Source organism: Nonomuraea sp. NPDC049269, from assembly GCF_043197155.1.
Taxonomy (GTDB): Bacteria; Actinomycetota; Actinomycetes; order Streptosporangiales; family Streptosporangiaceae; genus Nonomuraea.
Window position 1 is genome coordinate 417,533 of sequence record NZ_JBICSO010000007.1, and the last position, 22,616, is coordinate 440,148.

General features: G+C 70.7%; 16 protein-coding genes. 11 read left to right on the plus strand and 5 right to left on the minus strand.

The genetic code is table 11. The features are described 5' to 3' along the window. Positions 1–75: 75 nt before the first annotated feature. Positions 76–1,650 (plus strand): MDR family MFS transporter, encoded by a 1,575-nt coding sequence (locus ACGFNP_RS37500; protein ID WP_358317822.1) that lies wholly within the window; start codon positions 76–78, stop codon positions 1,648–1,650. Positions 1,651–1,940: 290 nt separating this feature from the next. Here ACGFNP_RS37500 and ACGFNP_RS37505 read toward each other — a convergent pair whose 3' ends face one another. Continuing rightward, positions 1,941–2,825: a helix-turn-helix transcriptional regulator gene (locus ACGFNP_RS37505; protein WP_358317821.1), complete on the minus strand. Its 885-nt coding sequence runs from the start codon at positions 2,823–2,825 to the stop codon at positions 1,941–1,943. Positions 2,826–2,989: 164 nt separating this feature from the next. Here ACGFNP_RS37505 and ACGFNP_RS37510 point away from each other — a divergent pair, with 164 nt between their 5' ends. Beyond that, positions 2,990–4,012 carry a zinc-dependent alcohol dehydrogenase family protein gene (locus tag ACGFNP_RS37510; RefSeq protein ID WP_358317820.1) on the plus strand — a complete coding sequence of 341 codons (1,023 nt, stop codon included), beginning with the start codon at positions 2,990–2,992 and terminating at the stop codon, positions 4,010–4,012. A gap of 15 nt (positions 4,013–4,027) precedes the next feature. Here the strand turns inward: ACGFNP_RS37510 and ACGFNP_RS37515 are convergent, their stop codons facing one another. The 4 genes from ACGFNP_RS37515 to ACGFNP_RS37530 form a co-directional block, all read right to left on the minus strand. Further along, on the minus strand, positions 4,028–5,620 hold the full coding sequence (locus tag ACGFNP_RS37515; RefSeq protein WP_393326907.1) for a PLP-dependent aminotransferase family protein: 1,593 nt from the start codon (positions 5,618–5,620) through the stop codon (positions 4,028–4,030). A 286-nt stretch (positions 5,621–5,906) separates the two neighbouring features. Further along, on the minus strand, positions 5,907–11,108 hold the full coding sequence (locus tag ACGFNP_RS37520) for a DNRLRE domain-containing protein (protein WP_393326909.1): 5,202 nt from the start codon (positions 11,106–11,108) through the stop codon (positions 5,907–5,909). 139 nt (positions 11,109–11,247) lie between these two features. Beyond that, positions 11,248–12,201: a hypothetical protein gene (locus ACGFNP_RS37525; RefSeq protein WP_393326912.1), complete on the minus strand. Its 954-nt coding sequence runs from the start codon at positions 12,199–12,201 to the stop codon at positions 11,248–11,250. Between the two features lie 208 nt (positions 12,202–12,409). After that, the gene (locus ACGFNP_RS37530; RefSeq protein ID WP_393326915.1) at positions 12,410–13,276 is read right to left on the minus strand and encodes a fumarylacetoacetate hydrolase family protein; all 867 of its coding nucleotides are present in this window, start codon (positions 13,274–13,276) and stop codon (positions 12,410–12,412) included. Positions 13,277–13,382: 106 nt separating this feature from the next. Between ACGFNP_RS37530 and ACGFNP_RS37535 the strand changes: the two genes are divergently transcribed. From ACGFNP_RS37535 to ACGFNP_RS37575, 9 genes are all read left to right on the plus strand, one after another. Further along, the gene (locus ACGFNP_RS37535; RefSeq protein WP_358317815.1) at positions 13,383–14,084 is read left to right on the plus strand and encodes a FadR/GntR family transcriptional regulator; all 702 of its coding nucleotides are present in this window, start codon (positions 13,383–13,385) and stop codon (positions 14,082–14,084) included. A gap of 8 nt (positions 14,085–14,092) precedes the next feature. Continuing rightward, the gene (locus ACGFNP_RS37540) at positions 14,093–14,857 is read left to right on the plus strand and encodes an enoyl-CoA hydratase/isomerase family protein (protein ID WP_358317814.1); all 765 of its coding nucleotides are present in this window, start codon (positions 14,093–14,095) and stop codon (positions 14,855–14,857) included. Then, positions 14,857–16,035, plus strand: a complete 1,179-nt coding sequence (locus ACGFNP_RS37545; protein ID WP_393326919.1) for a CaiB/BaiF CoA transferase family protein — start codon at positions 14,857–14,859, stop codon at positions 16,033–16,035. Before ACGFNP_RS37540 ends, ACGFNP_RS37545 begins: the two co-directional genes overlap by 1 nt. Further along, a complete protein-coding gene (locus ACGFNP_RS37550; RefSeq protein WP_393326922.1) occupies positions 16,023–17,066 on the plus strand; it encodes a hypothetical protein in 1,044 nt (347 codons plus the stop codon). The genes ACGFNP_RS37545 and ACGFNP_RS37550 overlap by 13 nt, the downstream gene beginning before the upstream one ends. Beyond that, the gene (locus tag ACGFNP_RS37555) at positions 17,063–17,767 is read left to right on the plus strand and encodes an SDR family oxidoreductase (protein ID WP_358317811.1); all 705 of its coding nucleotides are present in this window, start codon (positions 17,063–17,065) and stop codon (positions 17,765–17,767) included. Before ACGFNP_RS37550 ends, ACGFNP_RS37555 begins: the two co-directional genes overlap by 4 nt. Continuing rightward, on the plus strand, positions 17,764–18,810 hold the full coding sequence (locus ACGFNP_RS37560; protein WP_393326925.1) for an aldose 1-epimerase family protein: 1,047 nt from the start codon (positions 17,764–17,766) through the stop codon (positions 18,808–18,810). The genes ACGFNP_RS37555 and ACGFNP_RS37560 overlap by 4 nt, the downstream gene beginning before the upstream one ends. A 296-nt stretch (positions 18,811–19,106) precedes the next feature. Then, positions 19,107–20,501: a family 2B encapsulin nanocompartment shell protein gene (locus tag ACGFNP_RS37565; protein WP_358317809.1), complete on the plus strand. Its 1,395-nt coding sequence runs from the start codon at positions 19,107–19,109 to the stop codon at positions 20,499–20,501. Positions 20,502–20,530: 29 nt separating this feature from the next. After that, complete coding sequence (locus ACGFNP_RS37570; RefSeq protein WP_358317808.1) at positions 20,531–21,712, plus strand: family 2 encapsulin nanocompartment cargo protein terpene cyclase; 1,182 nt, start codon at positions 20,531–20,533, stop codon at positions 21,710–21,712. 41 nt (positions 21,713–21,753) lie between these two features. Beyond that, positions 21,754–22,608, plus strand: coding sequence for a geranyl diphosphate 2-C-methyltransferase (locus ACGFNP_RS37575; protein WP_393326929.1), 855 nt, complete (start codon positions 21,754–21,756; stop codon positions 22,606–22,608). Positions 22,609–22,616: the final 8 nt, after the last annotated feature.

A 22,616-nucleotide genomic window follows, 5' to 3' on the forward strand; every position in this document is an offset into this window, starting at 1 on the left:
GTTGCTTACCGGTCGGCTAGCAAGTACGCTTGCCGACCGACAGGTAAGTTCTATGGATCGGCAGGAGCGCCCGTGATGGCCAAGGACAGCGCAGATAACCCACCAAGGGCGGAGGAGCAGGTCGGACTGGGGTTCAGTCACCGCCAGATCCTGGTGACGATGAGCGGGCTGGTCGTCGCCATGCTGCTGGCGATGCTGGACAACATGATCGTCGCCCCGGCCCTGCCCACGATCGTAGGCGAGCTGGGCGGCCTCAATCACCTGGCCTGGGTGACCACCGGCTATGTCCTGGCCTCCACCGTGGCCACGCCGATCTGGGGCAAGCTCGGCGACCTGTACGGCCGCCGCATCATCTTCACCGCCGCCGTGGCCATCTTCCTGATCGGCTCCGCGCTGTGCGGGGTGTCCCAGGACATGGCGCAACTGGTCGCCTTCCGCGCCATCCAGGGCCTGGGCGCGGGCGGGCTGATGGTCGGCGTGCTGTCGATCATCGGTGAGATGATCCCGCCGCGCGACCGCAGCAAGTACCAGGGCGTGATGATGGCCGTCATGCCGGTCGCCATGATCGGCGGCCCGCTCATCGGCGGTTTCATCACCGACAACCTCAGCTGGCGCTGGGCCTTCTACGTCAACCTGCCGCTCGGCGCGGTCACCCTGATCCTGTGCTGGATCACCCTGGCCAAGCTGCCCAAGGGCACCGGCAAGGCCGTGATCGACTGGTGGGGCACCGGGCTGCTGACGATCTGGATCACCGCGCTGGTGCTCGTCACCAGCTGGGGCGGCACCCAGTACGAGTGGGGTTCGGCGCAGATCCTCGGGCTGATAGCGGTGGCGGTGGTGGGGTTCGTCGCCTTCATCATGGTCGAGCGGCGCGTGGCCGAGCCGATCATGCCGCTGCGGGTCTTCAAGAGCGCCAACTTCTCGCTGTCCGGCGGGGTCTCCTTCATCTCGGGGTTCGCGATGTTCGGCGCCATGGGCTTCCTGCCGCAGTTCCAGCAGTTCGTCCAGGGCTCCTCCGCCACCAACAGCGGCCTGCTGCTGATGCCGATGATGATCGCCGCGATGGTCGTCAGCCTGAGCGCCGGTCAGCTGATCAGCAAGACCGGGCACTACAAGTCGCTGCCGGTCATCGGCTCCATCCTGGTCACCGTCGGCCTGGCGCTCTTCGCCACCATGGACGTCGACACCTCCACCTTCGTGTCCGGCATCTACATGGTGCTCCTCGGCGCCGGCATGGGCGCGATGATGCAGACCAGCACCCTCATCGCGCAGAACAGCCTCGATCTGCGCGACATGGGCGCGGGCACCGGCGTGTCGACCTTCCTCCGCAACATGGGCAGCTCGCTCGGCGTCTCGCTCCTCGGCGCCGTCTACACCAGCCACCTGGCCGACACCCTCACCGGAACCCCCGCCGTCGCGGCCTCCGCCACCAGGATGACCCCGCAGTTGCTCCGCAGCCTCCCCGAATCGGTCCAGAAGCTGTTCGAGCAGGCCGTCACCAACGGCGTCACCGCCCTGTTCACCTGGGGCGCGGTCGTGGCCGCCGTCGGCATCGTGGTCGCGCTGTTCATCCGCCAGGTCCCGCTGCGCAGCGCCGTCAAGCCACAGGCGGCCAGCACCGACGCCGAACCGGTCGCGGTAAGCAGCTGACCCGAAGGTGACCGCCCCAAGGCGGTCACCCTTCAACCGCCCATCGCGCCCTGCGGGGCCGATGGGCGTGTCACGTTAATGCCCCCAGACACGCCCGGTGCCCCTATGGAACCGGTACGGCCCACCGCTCGTCACGTCCCCTGCGCCCCTGACGCCCCGGTGCGTCCAGCTCGCGTTCGACCGAAACGCGCGGGGCGAGCGTGAGGTCTTGAGTCTGGGGCGTCCGGCTCGCACATCCTTCCTCGAACGAGCCGTCAGTTTGATCGAGCCGGTACGTACGAGCTGGTGTCTCAGCCGCGCCGGGTGGGCGGGGATTGTTCCTGTTGAGGGCCGGCCGTGTCGAGGGTGGCGGCCCAGCTGGCCAGGAGCCGGAGTTTGTCTTCGGAGTCGCTTGCGGGCTCGGTCCCGTAGGCCACGAGGGTGAGGCCGTCGGCGGGCAGGTCCATGGATTCGTAGGTGAGGTGGAGGTCGCCGACGACGGGGTGGAGGAAGGGCTTGGCTCCGAGGTGGTGCTGGCGGACGTCGTGACGGGCCCAGCGGGTACGGAAGTCCTCGCTCTGGGTGGACAGCTCACCGACCAGGTCGGTGAGGTCTTTGTCGTATGGGTCACGGCCTGCTTGGCCGTGCAGGAGGGCGACGGTGTCGTCGGCGGCGCGTTCCCAGTCGCCCCAGAACAGGTGGGACCGGGCGTCGAGGAAGATGAAGCGAGCGTGGTTGGGAGTGGCGCCTCGGGCGGCGTCGAACATGGGCGCGTACAGGGCGCGGCCGAGGGCGTTGGCGGCCAGGACGTCGCCGCGGCCGTTCATGACGAACGCCGGTGCGCCGGTCATGGAGTCCAGCAGCCGCTGCACCGAGGGCCGGACCTGGTTGGGGGTGGGGCGGCGTCGGCGGCGCGGGCCGGCGGCGCGGGCCAGGTCCTCCAGGTGGGTGCGTTCGGCGTCGTTCAGCCGCAGCGCGCGGGCCAGGGCGTCCAGGACCTGGTCGGAGACCCCGGAAAGGTCGCCGCGTTCCAGGCGGGAGTAGTACTCCACGCTCACTCCGGCCAGTTGGGCGACCTCGGTGCGGCGCAGGCCGGGGACCCGGCGGGTTCCGTAGGAGGGTAGCCCGGCCTGATGCGGGCTGATCTTGGCCCGGCGAGAGGTCAGGAACTCACGGATCTCGCTGCGATTGTCCATCCTCCTCAGGTTATGCGGCCTTCCACCTGGGAGGGGTGCCCTGTTAGTACACCTTTCACCATTACCTTCCTAGTTGCCTGACCAGCGCTTTTCATAGGTAGTGGCCAGCTTGCCGCCCGCTGAGAACCACAGATTCTGGACAACAGGCTCAAGGAGTGAGCGATATGCGTGGTGTAGTGATGCACGCCCCCGGCGATGTCCGGGTGGAGGAGCTCGACGGACCCAAGATCACCGCCCCGACGGATGCGATCATCCGGCTGTCGGCGACCTGTGTCTGCGGCTCGGACCTGTGGCCCTACCGCGGTGTGGACGCCGTCGACCAGCCCACACCGATGGGACACGAGTACGTCGGGATCGTCGAGGAGGTCGGCGGCGAGGTCAGGAACGTCAAGCCCGGCCAGTTCGTCGTCGGCTCGTTCGTCGCCTCCGACGGCACCTGCGAGATCTGCCGCGCGGGCTACCCCTCCTCCTGCGTCCACCGCGTGTTCATGAACGAGGTCGGCACCCAGGCGGAACGGGCCCTGATCCCGAACGCCGACGGCACGCTCGTGGCCACCCCGGGCATGCCCGACGCGGAGCTGATCCCCAGCCTCCTGGCCGCCTCCGACGTGCTGGGCACCGGCTGGTTCGGCGCGGTGGCCGCGCAGGCCGGCCCCGGCAAGAGGGTCGCGGTCGTCGGCGACGGCGCGGTCGGCCTGCTGGCCGTACTGGCCGCCAAGCAACTGGGCGCCGAGCAGATCATCGCCATGAGCCGCCACGAGACGCGCCAGAAGCTGGCCCGGGAGTTCGGCGCCACCGACATCGTCACCGAGCGAGGCGACGACGGCGTGGCCAAGGTCAAGGAACTGACCGGCGGGCTGGGCGCCCACTCGGTCGTCGAGGCGGTCGGCACCCAGGAGTCGATGCAGCAGGCCATCCGCTCCACCCGCCCCGGTGGCAACGTCGGCTTCGTGGGCGTCAACCACGACGTCGCCCTCAGCGGGGAGGAACTCTTCTTCGCCCAGGTCAATCTGCTCGGCGGCCCGGCCCCGGTACGCGAGTACCTGCCCGAGCTGATCGACCTGATCTGGGAACGGAAGATCAACCCCGGCAAGGTCTTCGACCTCACCCTGCCGCTGGAGGAGGCCGCCGAGGGGTACCGGGCCATGGACGAGCGCCGGGCCATCAAGACCCTGCTCACCCCCTGACGTTCCCCATCGGTTCTAGGGGAGGTTCGCTCTCTCGATCGCGTCGGCCAGGCGGGAGACGGCCTCGGCCACGACGCTGTCGGCGAGGTTCCCGTATCCGAGGATCAGCGTCGAATCTCCGGCCCCCGCCTCCGAGGTGTAGTTGCCGACGGCGTCGACGCTGACCCCGTCGCGGGCCGCGGCGGCGACGACCTCGGTGGCCCGGACGCCGTCGAGGTGGAGCAGCAGGTGGAGGCCGGCCGCGGCACCGGAGACCCGGGCTCCCGGCAGCCGGCGGGCCAGCTCGCCGACCAGGGCGTCACGGCGGGCCCGGTAGCGCCGCCGGCAGGCCCGCAGGTGACGGTCGTAGCCGCCGTCGTCCAGGAACCAGGCGAAAGCCAGCTGATCGAGTACGGGCGGCGGCAGGGCCAGCGGGTTGGCCACCGCGACGGCCGGTGTCCAGCGTGGCGGCGTGGCGAACCAGCCGATGCGCAGAGCCGGTGACAGCGTCTTGCTGACCGAGCCGAGCAAGGCCGTCCGCGAGGGCGCCATGCCCTGGATCGCGGCGACCGGGCGGCGGTCGTAGCGGTAGTCGGCGTCCTTGTCCTCTTCCAGGAGGATGCCGTCGACGTCATGCGCCCACCGGATGAGCTCGGCCCGCCGCGCGGGCGCCAGAACCGTACCGGTGGGGAACTGGTGTGCCGGGGCCACGATCGCGGCCCTGATCCATGGCTGGTCGCGCAGGAGATCGACGCGGAGCCCGTCCCCGTCGACGCCGATGGGGACGGCGACCAGCCCGGCGTCCACGACTGCCTCGCGGGTCCAGGTCCAGCCGGGGTCCTCCACGGCCAGGTGGGTGTGGCCGTGTTCGCGCAGGGCGCGGGCGATCCGGGCCAGGCCGTCGGTGGTCCCCGCGCAGACCGTCAGGTCCTCGGCCGCGATGGCGGCACCGCGCGAGCGCGTCAGATATCCGGCGAGGGTCTCCCGCAGTCGCTGGTGCCCGGCGTGTTCCAGGTAGCCGAGATCGGTGAACGGGGACTGCCTGCCCGCCTCCCGTACGGCGTCCGCCCAACGTTTACGCGGAAACGCCCGCAGATCGGGCATACCGGGCGTGAAGTCGAACCGCGCATGCGCGGACGGCGAAGCCAGGCGGGTGGACGGCGGGCCGCCAACTCCACGCCGCCCCTCCGCGGGCGAACCGACCGGCCCGGCCCCCGTCGTGCTCGCCCTGGCCGACGCCTCCGTGGGCGAGCCGACAACATCAGGCCACACGCCCGTGGGCGCGTTTCTGGCTCCGGGGCGTGCCCCCGTAGGCGGGCCGACAACTCCACGCCGCGCCCCCGTGGCCGGGCCTGCCACCCCGGCGCGGACTCGTGTGGCTGAGCCGGCGCGGGCTTCGAGGTAGCCCTCGGCTGCCAGTTGCGCGTACGCCTCGGTGACCACCCAGCGCGAGCAGCCCAGGTCGGCCGCCAGCGTGCGGCTGGGCGGCAGCGCGCTGCCGGCGGCGATCCGGCCGCTGACGATCGCGGACCGCAGCGCCCTGCGCAGGCGGTCATGCAGGGGCCCCGCCGGCTGCGCGTCGAGGTCCAGCAGCGTGTCCCATGCGGCATTGGTCTGGTTCTTCGGCATCTAATTGGCCAGGGTAGCCAATCCGCTTCGACCTACCGTGGAAATCACCCGATATAGAGGAGAACAGGGATGAATCCACGCGAAGACGGTGGCGGCGTTCCCCCTTGGCTGCTCGCGGCCGGCCTGTCGGGACGGCCGGGGACGCCCACGGGGATGCTGGCCGGCAGGCCTCGGCGATCGTCGGAGGGGTGGGTGAGAGCCCTGGCGAGAGCGATCACCCGAGGCCGCCACGAGTGACACGGCCACGACCCTGGCCGCGAACGACGCGGCCAGGGTGATCAGCAGTTCAGTAGGGCCGTTGGAGGAAGCGGCCGAGCGACGGGTCGTACAGGCGGCCCGACACCAGGACCGTCCCGTCCAGCGTGGTCGGGTGGAACGCGCCGCCCAGCCAGCCGTAGCGGCGCGGCTCGGAGGCCACGCCGAACTCGTCGTACCCGACCACGGTGGCCAGGCCGCTGTCGAGGTCCAGCTCAGTGCCCACGTCCCCGCCGACGGTGAGCAGTTGGAGGCGTACCGACCCGGTCGCGCCCGTGAGCGCGGCCAGCTCGCCGCCGACGCCGGCCACGTGCCGGACGACCGCGCCGTTATCGGTGACCCAGGAGGGCTGGTCACCGCCCGCGGCGTAGTGGTGGACGGTGACCGCGCCCGCCTCGGTGGTCTCCGACCTGATCCGGCCGGCAGGATCGCGCGTCCAGGTCAGGCTCCGCTGGCCGGAGGTCTGCTTGGCCGGCATCCCGTCGGCGAAGTAGCCGATGGTCCGCCCACCCGGCAGCGAGGTGGTGCGGCCCGCCGGGTCGTAGCCGTAGCCGTCCCCGGTCAGCCTGCCGTCGGAGGTGTAGGCGTACGTCGTGATGCTCGCGGCCGAGTCGTCGGCCACCGGGCAGTCCTCCTCCGACGCCTGCACGGCCAGCCGGACCCGGTTGCCCGCGCCGTCGTAGCCGTAACGGCGCAGCGTGCACAGCGGGAAGGCGATCTCCAGCACCGAGGCGAGCTGCCCCGCCTTGTCGTAGCCGAGCTGCCGGTCGGACATGGTGTCGCTGCGCATGCGCAGCAGTTCCTGGCCGTGGACGTTCCGGCCGATCTGGTCGACCATCACCGGGCCTTCCAGCCCGTCCCGGGTGTAGATCCGGGCGTAGTTCTGGCCGCGTTCGTCGTACGCGGAGACCAGGTGCAACCCGCCCGGCAGGTCGCCCTCGATCTGGCGGCCCTCCTCGTCGTAGCGGGCGGTGAAGGTGCCCGCGACCGAGTCGGTGACCGAGGTGGGCAGGCCGCGCGGCTCGGCCGTGTGGTCGTAGGCGTAGACCCTGGTGGACGAGGCCGAGTCCACGACCTTGGCCGGGCGGTCGAGGTCGTCGTACTCGGTGCGGGTCTGGCCGCCGTCCGCGTCGGTGTGGGAGATGACCCGGCCCAGCCGGTCATAGGCCGTCACGATCTTCTCCGTGCCGCGCCACCGCTCGGTGGGCCGGCCGGTGGCCGGGCTGTAGCCGATGCCGATCTCGGCCTCCGCACCGGTCTGGGTCGTGATGGGCCGACCGGCCGGGTCGCGCTTGACGGTGGTGACCGTGCCTGCCTCGGTCACCGTGTTCGGCAGGCCGGCGGCGGTGTAGGTGTACGTCCGCCCGCCGTCCTGGCACACCAGGCCCGCCCACTCCGGCCGTCCGCCGCACGGGGCGCTGCCGGTCGCCGTGTAGAGGACGGGCGGGGTGGTGCCGGCGGTGACGGCCTTGCCGCCGGGGTCGCGGACCGTCCTGAGCTGCCGCCCGGTGGCCCAGTCGTAGGTGATGGCGGTGGTCCTGACGTCCGCGTCCGGCTTGGACTCGCGCCCGACGATCACGGCGCCCGTCTTTACGGTGGTCGGCAGGTCGCGGGCCGCCGCGCCGGTCGGCCGGCCCTCGTCGTACGTGCTCACGGTGCGGGTCCTGGCGCCGATGCCGTACCCGGCGGGCAGGTCGTCCACGTCGGACTCCAGGTTCACGATGTGGACCGGGCTCAGCTCCTCGATCTCGCGGCGGCCCGAGGCGTCGTAGATCAAGCGGGTGGACAGCATGTCTGCCCGCTCGTCCGCGCTGTAGCCGGTGATGGCCAGCTCGGCGAGCCGGTAGTCGGTCGTCGGCCGCTGCGACAGCTCCCTGTTGGCGGCGGTGAGCACGCGCGTCGCGTGGCCGAACCGGTCGTAGTCGGTGGCGGACAGGTGCCCGCCCGGGGTCAGCACGTTGACCGCCCGGCCAGATTCGTCCAGGTACGTCACGGTGGGCCGGGCCATCGACCCCGGCGGGTGCACCGCCGTGGCCGTCACGGGAACGCCCGCCTGCCCCCAGGCCGCGACGGCCGTGGCCGTCAGGTCGGCCGGGCCGCCGGCCGCCTTGCCGAGCGGCACCCCGTACACGATGGTGCTCTTGGCCTCGCCCGCGATCTGGTCGGTGGTGCCCGGCTTGAGCGTGGGGCGGGCGACGGTCTTCAGTCGGCCGTCGGCGTCGTAGCCGAAGGTCCACGGCAGCTCTCCCGGCGGGGTGAGCGTCGAGACGCGACCTGCGCTGTCGTAGCCGTAGACGGTCTTCAGCACGGGGGTGATCCTCGGATCCCAGGTCTCGGCGAGGCGTCCGGCGCTGTCGTAGGTGTACTGGGTGATCACGGCGCCCTGGAGGGACACGGTGCTGAGACGGCCATCGGCGCCGTAGCCGAAGTCGAGCGTGTGGCCGGATCGGGTGAGCGACTTCGGCCGGTCCTGGTCGTAGGCGTACTCGGTGGGCAGGTACCGGTCCCCTTGCTTGGCGAAGGTGGTCGTCTGGCCCCGCGAGTCGGTGAGCGTGTACGTGCCGGTGAGCGTCAGGTCCTCGGCGCCGCGCTCCGGCTTCCATCCGTCCTTGGTCCTGGTGAACTGGACCGGCGTGCCGTCGGCCCTGGTCACCTGGACCGAGCTCGGCGAGGTCTCCACGAGTGAGGCGATCCCCTGCGACCAGCCGGGGTTCCTGGAGGTGGCCGTCCGGGTGAGGGTCAGGCCGAACGGGCCGCCCGCGGTGGTCTGGAGGCGGTAGTCGCCGGTCAGCAGGTTCAGCGTGCCGGGGCCGACCTCGCTGGTCGCCGCCTTGGTGGCGCGGCGGTCGATGACGATCTCCGCGAACGACGACTCCACCGGCGTGCCCCCCGTGCCGGTGACGAGCGCGCGCACCTGCGCCGCGGCGTCGCCCAGCTGGGTTCCGGCGTCCCAGACCAGACCGGACACCTTGTTGGGCGCGGCCACGGGCCAGGCCGTCAGGGGCTTGCCGTCGGCGGTGACCACGTTCGCCACGGGGAGGTCGGCCCACTCGTCAGTCTCGGCCCGCCGGTACTGGAACCTCGCCTGGGTGAAGCCGATGCCGGTCACCGCGAGCGGGACCTTGCCCGTGCTCCGCAGGCCGTCCTCCGGGGCGTCGAGCGTGGCCACGGCCGCGCCCGAGCCGACGTTGAAGGCGTACACGGTGGTCGGCGAGGCGTTCCCGGCCTTGTCCAGGGTGTACACGCTGACGGTGTGGGCGCCCACGGTGGGCGGGGTCAGCTTGGCGGAGACCGCCGCGCCGGTGGTGAGCACCTTCGTGACCGCCGCGTCGTCGAGCCGGTAGGCGATCCAGCCGGTGTCGGTGTTCGCGGGCGTGAAGGTGAAGGTGCCCGGTTTGTCGGCGTCGCCGTGCAGGCCGCCGTCGGCCGGGTAGTCGGCCGAGGTGACCGAGGGCGCGGGCGGTTTGACGGTGTCCACGGAGAACGTCGCCGTCTGGTACGCCTTCGAGCTGAGCGACCCGTCGTTGGCCCACGACCGGATCGTGTAGGTCTTGCCGTTGGCGAGCTTTCCGGCGGGTACGTTCGCGCCGGAGAAGCCGTTGCTGGCCACGTACGCGCCATAGAGGTTGTCGATGACCAGCGTCGAGCCCGCGTACACGTCGAACAGGCCGCGTACGTTGCCGCCGTCGGGATCGCGCACGTGGTTGCGTAGTTGCGGGGTGAGCGTGTTGGTCCAGCTCGTGCCGTTGTAGTCGACGTACGGGGAGAGCCAGGTGGAGACCGGGGTGCTCGGGTAGGAGTTGTACGTCACCGAGATGTACGGCAGGTGCGCCGAGGCGTTGCCCGAGTTGAAGCGCTTCCAGGCGTACTCGTCGGTCTCGCTGGCGGCCCGCAGGCCCATGCCGGACTCCTTCCACCCCTCGTTGGCCCAGTACTGGACCAGCGAGGTGACGTTGGCGCTCACCCAGCCGTCGGCGCAGCCGCTGCCCCAGCCCTTGGTCTCACTGGAGGCGGCGTACTTGTCGGCCAGCGCCGGGCCGGGCCAGCGCGAGGACGTCGAGGCCCGGTTGGCCGACCACACCTCCCATGACCTGGTGTTGCACGACCACGAGTGGAAGTTCCAGAGCTTCAGCGACGCCGCGGTGATCTTCTTTCCCGTGATGCCGGGGGTCTTCCAGGTGATGAACGACCGGGCGACCTGGCCGCTGCCGTTATTGCCGATCTTGAGCTCGGTCGCGCCCGACTGGTCGGTGCCGTAGCCCTCCTGCACGAACGTGTCGAAGACCTGGCCGAGGTTGAGCGACGGATCGACCGTTACGGGGTATTTCGTGGCCGGGTCGCCGAGAAAGGCGGGGTCGGGGGTGAGGACGAGGTCCTGACCGGACACCTTCATGGCGACGGGCGCACGGCGCAGGTGGTCGCCCGAGCCCGGATCCACCGTGGCGTCCCACATGACGGGGGCCGGGATGGTGGCGGTCGTCCTGCCCTGGTCGTCGACCAGCTCGACGCCGCCGTCAGGAGCCTGGCGGGGCCGCACACCCGGCGCGCTGAGCCGCAGGGTGTACGAGAGCGGGGTGGCGGGGCGGGCCTTGAGCAGCAGGAACTGCTCGGCGCCCGTCCTGGTGGCGGTGACGACCAGGTCGGCGCCCGGCATGACGTCCGGGTACGTGGCTGTCTCGCCGGACAGGCGTGGCGTGGGCAGCGCGCCCTTCCACTGCAAGGTCACCTTGGTGGCGCCCTCGCCGATCGTGATCAGATCGGCCGCCCCGGACGCCCCGGTCGCCTGCCGAGCCACGCCGGGCCGTCCGCGGCCGAGCCTGAGCGCCCGGCCGTGGCCCCGGGTCACGATCTCGCCCGACGGTGCCTGGGTGAGCGAGATGTCCACCGGCGCCCACTGGCCGTCGCGGCGGAACCTGACCGGACCGGCGAACGAGTCGACCGTCAGTGTGCCGTCCGGGTTGGCGTAGGTGGTGGTGGTCTCGGTACGGGCGTCCGCGACCTCCACCCGCCGACCGCTCAGCCGAGCGGACAGCCGAGCGGAGGCCTCATCGGGCGCACTCGGCTCGGCCGCGAGCCGGGCGGGCGCGCTCGGGTCGTCCCCCGGCTTCGACGCGGCAGCCGGAGACGGCGACGCGGCGGCGGGCGATTCGGCGGCGGGCGATGGGAGCGCGGCCAGCGGGAGAAGCAGCAGAGCGAGACCACCGGCGAGGGCCCGTGGCGTGATGGCAGGCATGGGTGCTCCGGGAAGTGTGCGCGGGAGGCGACGTGAAAGCGCGTAGGGCGACGTAAAGGGTGCGCGTGGGCGAGGCGGAAGCTGTGCGCGTAGGGAGACGCCCCCGCCGGACCGGCGGGGGCGTCGAGGTGGTGCGGAGTTACTTGCTCTGACAGCTCTTCTTGCGGACCTCGTACCAGACGATGCCCGGCGCCTGGAACCGGACCGCGAAGCACTGGTTCTTGTTGGCCGCTTCCCGGACCTTGTAGACGGCCGAGGCGCCACCCGCCGTGTAGGCGATCTTGCAGATCAGCTTGGCCTTGCCCTTGAGCTTGTCGCAGGCGTACTTCATCGCCTCGATGGCGCCGGCGACGCCGGCCACGAACCAGGCGTTGTAGATCTTCTTGGTGAGCTTCTTCGAGAAGATGAGCCGGCACATGGCCTTCCACCACTCGCACTGCAGCTTGAGCGCGGGGTCGGCGACCACGGGGTAAGCGGCACCCGCGTGGTTGACCGTCTGGATGAGCGTCATGCCCTCCACCCGGTACGAGGTCGGCACCGCGTTGCCGTTGGCGTCCTTGGCCCAGGGCAGGTCGATCTCGCCGAGATAGATGTCGTTGTTGTAGATCAGGACGGTGCCGTCATCGTCCTCGACCTCCAGCATGCTGCCCTCGGGGGCGGAGATCGGGAATCGGTACTCGGTCGGCGCCGAGGAGTCCTTGATGATGGTCAGGGCCCGGGCGATCTGGCCGGTGCGCTGGTGGGCGTAGGCGACGCTGGGCTGCTTGGCGGTGTAGGTGACCAGGCCGGGGAGCGGCTGGTTGCCGTTGCCTGCGGCGTCCGGCATGCCGATGCCGATGTCGCTCTCGCTGACGGTCGCGACCAGGGTGCGGTCGGGGTCCGTCGCGATGGCGAAGGGCCGCTGGACATCGCCTTCGGGGATCTCGGTGGGAGGCGTGGTCTTGGCCTCTTCGACGATCTCGGGGACGACCTGGGTAAGTGCCGCCAGAGCGGGATCCGCGTCCGCGATGACCGGGGTTCCGGCGGCGTTCACGGTGCTCAGAGCCAATAGCGCCGCCATGGCGGCGACGATGGCCCGGGTGGGGATGCGCACGAATGTCCTTCCACTATCGGTGGGGGCAATGCACAAACGCCGCAAACGTAAAGATCATTATTGGCCGGCTAGGTGATCTTGGATGGACGGGCGGTAAACGTTTGCTGTCTTCCGGCGTTCCGTCACGGAACGCGATCGAACGCCCCCGGGCGGATACGACGCGGCCGGGCACCAGAGACAGTGCCCGGCCGTGTTGAATCCACCCCGATCAGCGCATGGCGGCCAGGCCCTTCACCACGGCGCTGGTCAGCGTGCCGATCTCGGCGATGCCGATGGTCACGGTGTCACCGTCGTGCAGCGTGAACGGCAGGTCGGGGACCAGGCTGGTGCCGGTGGACAGCACCGCGCCGTCGGGGAAGGCGTCCGCCCGGAACAGATACCCGGCCAGGTCGTCCAGGCGCCGGTGCAGCTCCGAAGTGGACGCCTTGCCGTCCCAGACCGTCTCCCCCGCCCTGGCGATGGTCAGCGTGATGTCCAGCGCGTACGGGTCGGCCACCTCCCAGACGGGCCTGATCGCCGGGCCGACCGCGCACGCGCCCAGATAGATCTTGGCCTGCGGCAGGTACAGCGGGTTGACCCCCTCGATGGTGCGCGAGCTGACGTCGTCGACCACCGTGTAGCCCGCGATCTCGCCCGCGGAGTTCAGCACCAGGCCCAGCTCCGGCTCCGGCACGTCGATCTCCGAGTCGGCGCGTACGGCGATCCGGCCGCCGTCCCCCGACACCTTCCAGGCCACGGACTTGAAGAACAGCTCGGGCCGCTCGGCGTCGTAGACGAGCTCGTACACGTCGGCCGCCCGCTCGCTCTCGGTCACCCGCGCCTCGCGTGAACGCCGATAGGTGACGCCCGCGGCCCACACCTCCATCAGCCCGTCCACGGGTGCGAGCCGGCGGACGGACGCGGACGGATGCCGCGGGCCGGACGCGGCGGCGCACCGCTCGCGCAGCTCCGCGACGGGCAGGCGGAGCAGCTCGCCGACGGTGGTGACGCCCTCCAGCTGCGTCACCTGGTCGCCGTCGTCGATGCCGACGGCGTCCGCGCTGGTCAGCGGGCTGACAAAACGTACGATGTGCATGACACTCCCAGCTTCATCTGATGAAGTCCGAACTTCATCAGATGAAAGTCTATGAAAAAGCCGACCGTCCCGATACTGTGCCAAACATCCGAATACGGAGGAAACCGTGGCAACCGATCCTTACCCGGACACGGCCCGGCATGCCCACGTCGTGCACGCCCTGGGTGCCCGGATCGTCGACGGCTCGCTGGTCCCCGGCACGCCCATCCCGATCGAGGAGCAGTTGGTCAACGAGCTCGGCGTGGGCCGTTCGGCCGTACGGGAAGGCGTGAAGGTGCTGGCCGGCAAGGGCCTGCTGGAGACCAGGAGGAGCGCGGGCACCCGCGTCCGTCCGCGCGAGTCCTGGAACCTGCTCGACGCCGACGTGCTGAGCTGGCGGTTCGTGCCCGACGCGGCACCCGGGGACATCCGGGTGCTGGCCGACCTGCGGGTCGCGCTGGAGCCCGGGGCGGCCCGGGTGGCGGCCGAGCGGGCGGACGCGGCGGCCATCCAGCGCATCGACGAGGCCCTGGCCGCGCTGCACGCCACGGCCGACGACCCCGACCCCTTCATCGGCGCCGACCTGGCCTTTCACCGGGCGGTGTTCGGCGCCGCCGACAACGACCTGCTGCTCTACATCTACGACATGATCAGCATCGCCCTGCGCTCGGTACGGCAGGTGCACACCCGATCGGTCGCCCACAACAAGGAAACGCTGCCCAATCACGAGCGCGTGGCCGTGGCCATCAGGCGCCGCCATCACCGCAAGGCCGAGGAGGCCATGCGCGAGGTGGTCGAGGTCGCCCGGGCCGACGCGCTCCACTGCTGAGGGGATCCATGGACGTCCTTCTCGACGTGGACGGCCCGGTGGCCGTCATCACCCTGAACAGACCCGCCAAGCTCAACGCCATCACCCCCGAGATGGCCGGCGCGCTGCGTGCCTGCCTCGACCGCGTGGACGCCGACCCCGGCATCCGGGTGGCCGTGCTCACCGGCGCAGGAGAGCGCTCGTTCTGCGTGGGCAGCGACATTCGCGAGCTCGACGCGTACGCCACGCCGTGGGAGTTCCGCAACCGCGGCGACTACGGCGACGCGGTCCGCGCGCTGCGCAAGCCGATCATCGCCGCCGTCAACGGCTACGCCTACGGCGGCGGGCTGGAGCTGGCCATGGCCTGCGACATCCGGCTGGCCGCGAGCACCGCCACGTTCGCCGCTCCCGAGATCAAGCTCGGCTGGATCGGCGGCAGCGGCCAGTCGGCCCTGCTCGCCCACGCCGTCGGCCCCGGCAACGCGGCCGTCATGCTGCTCACCGGCGACCCGATCGACGCCGCGCGGGCCAAGGACTGGGGGCTGGTCACCGAGGTGCTGCCCCCGGAGGAGCTGCTGCCGGCCGTACGGGAACTGGCCGGGAAGATCGCCGCCCGGCCACCGATCGCCGCCCAGACGGCCAAGGCCAACCTCAGGGCGGCGTACGCGATGCCCCTCGACCAGGCCATCCAGTACGAACGCGACCTGCAGACCGTCTGCTTCGCCACCGCCGACGCGGCCGAGGGCCGGGCCGCGTTCGCCGCGCGCCGCGAGCCCGTCTTCGAGGGGCGCTGATGGGCGTCCTCGACGGTTACCGCGTGGTCGACCTGTCCATCGCCATGGCCGGGCCACTGGCCGCCATGCGCCTGGGCGACCTGGGCGCGGACGTGATCAAGGTGGAGCCGGTGACCGGCGAGTGGCAGCGCCACGCTCCCGCCGGAGACGCCACGGGCAATCGCGTCAACGCCTCGTTCCTGTCCCTCAACCGCAACAAGCGCAGCCTGGCCGTGAACCTCAAGTCGGACGAGGGCCGCGACATCGTCCACCGGCTGGCCGCGACGGCGGACGTGTTCCTGCAGAACTACCGGCCCGGCGTGGCTGAGCGGCTCGGCATGGACCACGACACCATCAGCGGGCTCAATCCGCGCGTCGTCTACGTCTCCATGTCCGGGTACGGCGAGACCGGCCCGTACGTGTCACGGCCGGGACAGGACCTGCTGCTCCAGGCCATGAGCGGCGCCATGCTCAGCACCGGCCGCGACGGCGATCCCCCGGCGCCCGCCGGCACCTACGCGATCGACGCGATCACCGCCTACAGCGCCTTCGAGGGCACGCTGGCCGCGCTGCTGCACCGCGAGCGCACCGGCGAGGCCCAGCGGGTGAGCGTCAACATGCTCGACGCGGCCATCGCCGTACAGATGCAGGAGCTGTCGGTCTTCACCGTCGGCGGGGTCCCGCAGCGGCGCGGGCGCGAGCCGCACGGCCACACCTACATCCGCGCGCCGTACGGGGTGTTCGCCACCAAGGACGGCTACCTCGCGCTCGGCATGCCCCGGCTCGACGGGCTGGCCGTCGCCCTCGACCTCCCCGAACTGGCCGGCATGGACGGCCACACCCAGCGCGACGAGATCACCTCGACGGTCGCCCGGCGACTGCCCGAACGCACCACCGCCGAGTGGCTGGAGATCTGCGCCCGCCACGACCTGTGGGCCGGCCCGGTGTACGGCTACGCGGAGCTGGTGGCCGACCCGCAGGTGCGGCACAACGGCTCGTTCGTCACCTACGACCACCGCACCGAGGGCACGGTCACCACGCCCGGCTTCCCGTACGCCTTCAGCGCCACCCCGCCCCAGGTACGCAGGGGCGCGCCGCTGGTGGGCGAGCACACCGCAGAGATACTCGGCGAGCTCGGCTACCCGGCGGAACGTACGGCCGAGCTGGTGGAGAAGGGTGTGCTGGCGTGCGAGGACTGACCTGGGACCACCCCCGCGGCCACGCCCCGCTCGACGAGCTCACCCGCCTCGACCTGGCCGGGCCGAACCCGTACGGGGACGTGCCCGAGCCGATCCACTGGGACCGCCAGCCGCTCGAAGGGTTCGAGTCCGAGCCGATCGCCGCGCTCTGCGAGTCGTACGACGTGCTGGTGATCGACCACCCCGGGCTGGGCGCGGCGCTGGACTCGCTGGTGCCGATGGACGAGCTGTTCTCGGCGGCCGAGCTGGCGCGCTTCCGTTCGGGGACGGTCGGCCGCTCGTATGACAGCTACCACCTGGACGGGCGCCAGTGGGCGCTGCCGCTCGACGCGGCCGCCCAGGTGGCCGCCGCCTGGCCGGGGGTGCATGTCCCGGAGACGTGGCCCGAGACGGTGGAGTTCGCGCGGGGCGGCGGGCGGTTGGCGCTGTGCCTGGGCGGGCCGCACGCGTTCCTCATGTTCTGCGCGCTGTGCTCGGGCGACTTCCTCGACCGCGAAGAGGGACTGCGGGCGCTGGAGCTGATGGCCGAGCTGCTCGCGCTCGCGGACCCCGACGTCTCGCTACGCAACCCGATCGGCGTCCTCGACGCCATGGCGGCGGGCGGCCCCGACCTCTGCCCTCTGGTGTACGGCTACGCCACCTACCCACTGGCCTTCGCCGACGCCCCCACCTGGCCCGGCCGGGCACCGGGCAGCGTCCTCGGCGGCACCGGCCTGGCGGTCTCCAAGAAACGGATCGGCGCCGGTGGGATCCGCGACGCGGTGCGCGCCCACCTGCGGCGGCTGCTGTCGGAGCCGGTGCAGACCGGACTGTTCCCCGCCACCGGGGGCCAGCCCGCCGCCCGTTCCGTCTGGGACGAGGCGGGTTTCTACCGCGACACCCGCGACACCGTGGAGGCGGCCTGGATCCGGCCACGCTTCCCCGGCTACATCGCCAAGCAGGAGCGGACCTCCGCTCTGATCCGCGACGGCCTGACCGCCGCCAGGCCGGCCCGCGCCGTCCTCGACGACCTGCACAAGGAGTGGACATGACCACGGCGCTGGTAACCGGCGCGGCCGGAGCGCTCGGCCGGGCCATCGTCCGCCGCCTGGCCGCCGACGGCCACCAGGTGGCGGCGCTCGACCTCGACGCCGGCTCGCTCGACGGCACCCTCAACCTGGCGGCCGACCTGCGCGACCCGGCCGCCATCGAGGACGCCTTCGCCCGTACGGCCGACCGGCTCGGACCGGTCGGCGTCCTGGTCAACAACGCGGCCATCTATCCCAGCAGGCCCTTCCTGGAGGTGCCGCTGGCCGAGTACGACGACGTGCACGCGGTCAACCAGCGCGCCTACTGGCTGGCGGCCCAGCACGCGGCCAGGCAGATGACCTCGCTGGGCGCGGGCGCGATCATCAACATCGCGTCGATCACCATGCACGGCGGCTGGCCCGACCTGGCCGCCTACGTCGCCACCAAGGGCGCCGCCACCGCCCTGACCAGGGCCCTGGCCCGCGAGCTCGGCCCGCGCGAGATCCGCGTCAACTGCGTCTCGCCCGGCGCCTTCCCCACGGCCGCCGAGGAGATCCACCCCGATCCCGAGGCGTACAACCGGTTCGTCCTGGAACGGCAGGCGCTCCAGCGGCGCGGCCGGCCGGAGGAGCTGGCCGCCGTGGTGTCCTTTCTCGCCGGACCAGACGCGTCGTTCGTCACCGGCCAGACCATCGAAGTCAACGGAGGGTGGGTGATGGCATGACGCCGACCCGCAGGCAACTGGCGGAACTCACCGGCGACCCGGCCGCGGCCGGCGGGGTCCGCCTGGTGACGCTCGCCGACGGCGCCGAACGCGGCATCCGGACGCTGGAGTTCCGCACCGGTTCGGGACTGGCCTTCGACGTGCTGGTCGACCGGTGCATGGACATCGGCGCGGCCGAGCACGCCGGGCGGTCCTTCGGCTGGCGCTCCCCCACCGGCTTCCGCCATCCGGGGCTGCACGAGAACGCCGACGAGGACGGCCTGTCCTGGCTGCGCTCCTTCTCCGGGCTCATGGTCACGGCCGGGCTCGACCACACCCTGTTCGGCGGCGAGGTGCCCGCCGACACCTACCGCTACCCGCCCCGCACGTCCGTACGGCATGGCCTGCACGGCCGGGCCGGCAACCTGCCCGCCCGGCTGACCGGCTACGGCGAGCGCTGGGACGGCGACCGCTGCGTCCTGTGGGCCGAGGGAGAGGTACGGCAGGCGGCGATCTTCGCCGAGAACCTGCGCCTGACCCGGCGCATCGAGGCCGACCTGGGCGGCGACGAGATCCGGCTGACCGACACCGTGACCAACGCGGGCTTCGAGCCGACTCCGCACATGTTCCTGTACCACATCAACCTCGGCTGGCCCCTGCTCGACGAGGGCGCCCGGTTCGAGGCGGACATCCGCGAGACCCTCTGGCAGACCGACAGCGTCGCCGAGCAGGGGGCCGACCACCTGACCCTCCCGGGTCCGGTGCCGGGGTTCGTGGAGCAGGTGTACGAACACGCGCTGAACCCCGACGCCCAGGGCCTGCACCGGGTCGCGGTGGTCAACGACCGGCTGGGCATGAAGGTCAGTGTGGAGTGGCCGGACGCGCAGTTCCCGTGCTTCTTCGAGTGGCTGAACCTGCGCTCGGGCAACTACGCGGTCGGCCTGGAGCCGTCCACCCACCACGTGGGCGGCGACGCGGCGGCCCGGGAGGACGGCAGCATGATCTGGCTCGGCCCCCAGGAGTCGCGCACCTACCAGACCACTTTCAGGGTCGAGACGCTGTGATTTCCCAATAGATTGGCACGTACTCGGATTGTTGAATATAGGGAAATAAAGCCGGATTTGTCGGTGGCGCAAGAGGGCCAAAGGGCCATTGCCTGGTCGCGGAACGGCCTTTAGCATCGAAGACGTCGCGACCGAACCCCAAGCGTGAGGCGACCGATAATTCGATGACGACGCCGCTCACATTCCGCGCCACCAGGACTGAGGAATTATCCTCGTCGATCTGATTTCTCCGGAAGCGATTTCCCACCCGTACGAGCTGACGGGTTTGATTCCACGATCAGAGAGTGCGAGGAAACATGTCCACCGAGCAAGGGGAAAAGCCGCTGAGCCTGGGCACCCGGGCCGCGCGCAACCTGGCCACCACCACCAAGACCCGCCCGCAGATGCAGGCCATCACCTCCCGCTGGCTGCTGCGCATGCTTCCGTGGGTGGACGTGGCCGGAGGCACCTACCGGGTCAACCGCAGGCTCACCCACGCGGTGGGACGCGGCCGGGTCAGCGTGGTGCAGGACGGGGCCGACGATGTGTGGATCATCCCGGAGACGCTCGCGGAGCTGCCCGCCCTGCACGGGTTCGGCGACCTGGACGTGCTGGGCGCGCTCGCCTCGACGTTCACCGCGCGGCACTTCCAGGCCGGGGAGGTCATCGTCGAGGCCGGGGCGCCGGTCACCGAGACCTTCGTCATCGCCCACGGCCGGCTCAACCGGCTGTCCACCGGCCAGTACGGCGGCACGGTGACCCTCGGGGTCATCGCGGACGGCGACCAGTTCGGCGACGAGGCCTTCGAACAGGACGCTCCCCGGTGGCCCTACTCGATCAGGGCCACCACCGCCGGGACGGTCATGGTGTCGCCGCGCCAGGAGTTCCAGAGGCTGATCGACGGTTCGCCCGCCCTGCGGGCACATATCCAGAGTTACCTGGAGGGCACCCGCAAACCGGTCAACAAACGCGGCGAGGCGGCGGTCAAGGTGGCCGCCGGGCACGTCGGCGAGCCGCACCTCGACGGCACCTTCGTGGACTACGAGCTCAATCCGCGCGAGTACGAACTGAGCGTCTCGCAGACCATCCTGCGGGTCCACACCCGTGTGGCCGACCTCTACAACGACCCGATGAACCAGTTCGAGGAGCAGCTCCGCCTGACGATCCACGAGATCCGCGAACGCCAGGAATGGGAGATGCTCAACAACCGCGAGTTCGGGCTGCTGCACAACGCGGATTACGGACAGCGGATCAACACCTGGTCAGGCCCCCCGACCCCGGACGACCTGGACGACCTGATCAGCATGCGCCGCAAGACCCGCCTGCTGCTAGCCCATCCCAAGGCGATCGCGGCCTTCTTCCGCGAATGCAACAAGCGCGGCCTGGCCGTGGGCAGCGCCAACGTCAACGGCCACGAGATCCCGGCCTGGCGCGGCATCCCGATCTTCCCCTGCGGCAAGATCCCGATCACCGACGGGCACACCACCTCGATCGTGGCCATGCGCACGGGCGAGGAGGACCAGGGGGTGGTCGGCCTCCACCAGGTCGGCATCCCCGAGGAGTACGAGCCCGGCCTCAACGTCCGGTTCATGGAGACCAACAGCCAGGCGGTCATGTCCTACCTGGTCAGCGCCTACTACTCGACGGCGATCCTGGTTCCCGACGCGATCGGGATCCTGGAGAACGCCAACATCGCCGCCCCTCGATCCTGACCGATTCACCATCGTTGGAAGAGGGCGTCATGTCCGCAGACGACACCACAGAACCTCCCGCCGCCATCACCCTGCCCGGCCCCACCGGCCTGGGCACCTCGGCGCTGCGCGTCCTGCTCCCGGACCGGCGGCCCGCGCCCAGGCCCTGTGAGCACGACGGCCACGAACCTCCGCTGCCGCAGCTGACCCTTCCGGGCGCCGTACGCAAGCACAGCCTCGCGCCCCTCACCTACCAGGAGCGGGAGTGGGGCGACGGATCGTATCCGCCGCTGTACTGCCCCGAGACCGTACGGATCGACGAGGACCTGGCCGACGAGGTCAACCGGCGGCTGGTGGCGTGGGCGGAGCGGGTCGGGATCCACGAGGGCCGGATGAAGGAGTTCGGCGACACGGGCTACGGCCGGCTGGCCATGCTCACCCACCCCGACACGGACGACGCCGACATGCTGCTGGTCGCGGCGCAGATGAACGCCGCCTGGTGGGCGGCCGACGACTACTACGCCGACGAGACCGAGCTGGGCGCGACACCGACCGAGCTGCCGCCGCGGCTGGCACTGGTGACCTCCGCCATGGACCCGCCCCCGCCGGCGGGCGGCTACACCTCCCAGCTCGAGGACGCGATCCAGGCCGATCCCGTCCTGGTCTCGCTGAGGTCGAGCATCAGCCACGTCTCCCGGCACGCCACCCCGTCACAGGTCGGCCGCGTCTGCAACATCACCTCCCAGATGTACGTGAGCTGGGCCGCCTACGCGGCCTGGCGCTATCTGGAGACGCCGCCGCCGGTCTGGCGTTACCTCGCGGCACGTCAGCACGACAGCTTCTACACCTCCATGACGCTGATCGACATCGTGGGCGGTTACCAGCTGCCCGCCGACCTCTTCTTCGAGCGGCGCTTCCACACCGCGCTCATGCAGGCGGGCACCGCCAGCGTCCTGGTCAACGACCTGTACTCCGTCGAGAAGGAAGCCGCCGACGAGCTCCCGGACTCCAACGTGATCCTGCTCATCGCCGCCGAGGAGAAGTGTTCGACCCGCGAGGCGACCGAACGCGCGGTCGCCCTCCACAACGATCTCGTCAGGGGCTTCGAATCCAGCCGGCGCGAGCTCACCGCCGTCCCGTCAGCCGAACTCCACCGGTTCCTGCGCGGAGCGCAGGGGTGGATGGCCGGATGCCTCGAATGGCACGGCTCCACCAGCCGCTACCAGTCTTGACCCCGCTCCCCGCCGTTTCGCGAAGAAGGGAAATCCTCCAGGTGACCGCTACGCAGGATCCCACTGTCCTCAACAGCCTCTACCAGCGATCCGTCGCCGACTACTGGAACACCGAGAAGAACCCGGTCAACCTCCGTCTGGGCGAGGTGGACGGCATCTACCACCATCACTACGGCATCGGCGACGTCGACTGGGCCGTGCTGGACGGTTCCGCGCAGACCCGGGACGAACGCGTGATCAGGGAGCTCCACCGGCTCGAATCAGCGCAGACCGACCTTCTCATGAGCTGGCTCGGCCCGCTCGAACCCCACCACCGGGTCATGGACGCGGGCTCGGGCAGAGGCGGCTCCAGCATCGTCGCCAATCTGCGTTTCGGCTGTCACGTGGACGGCGTGTCCATCTCCGAGTCCCAGGTCGCCTTCGCCAACGAGCAGGCCAGGCAGCGCGGCGTGGACGACAAGGTCCGCTTCCACTTCCGCAACATGCTCGACACCCGCTTCGAGTCTGGAACGTTCCAGGCGATCTGGAACAACGAGAGCACGATGTACGTCGAGCTCTCGCTGCTGTTCGCCGAGCACGCCCGGCTGCTGAACCGCGGTGGCCGATACGTCTGCATCACCGGCTGTTACAACGACGCCTACGGCCTGCCGTCCCGGGCCATCAGCCAGATCAACGCGCACTACATCTGCGATATCCACCCGCGCAGCACCTACTTCAAGGAAATGGCGGCCAACCGCCTGGTCCCCATCAGCGTCGTGGACCTCACGCCCGCGACGATCCCCTACTGGGAACTACGCGCCAAGAGCAGCCTTGCCACCGGAATCGAGCAGCCCTTCCTCGACGCCTACAAGAACGGCAGCTTCCAGTACCTCCTCATCGCCGCCGACCGCGCCTGACAGACGCG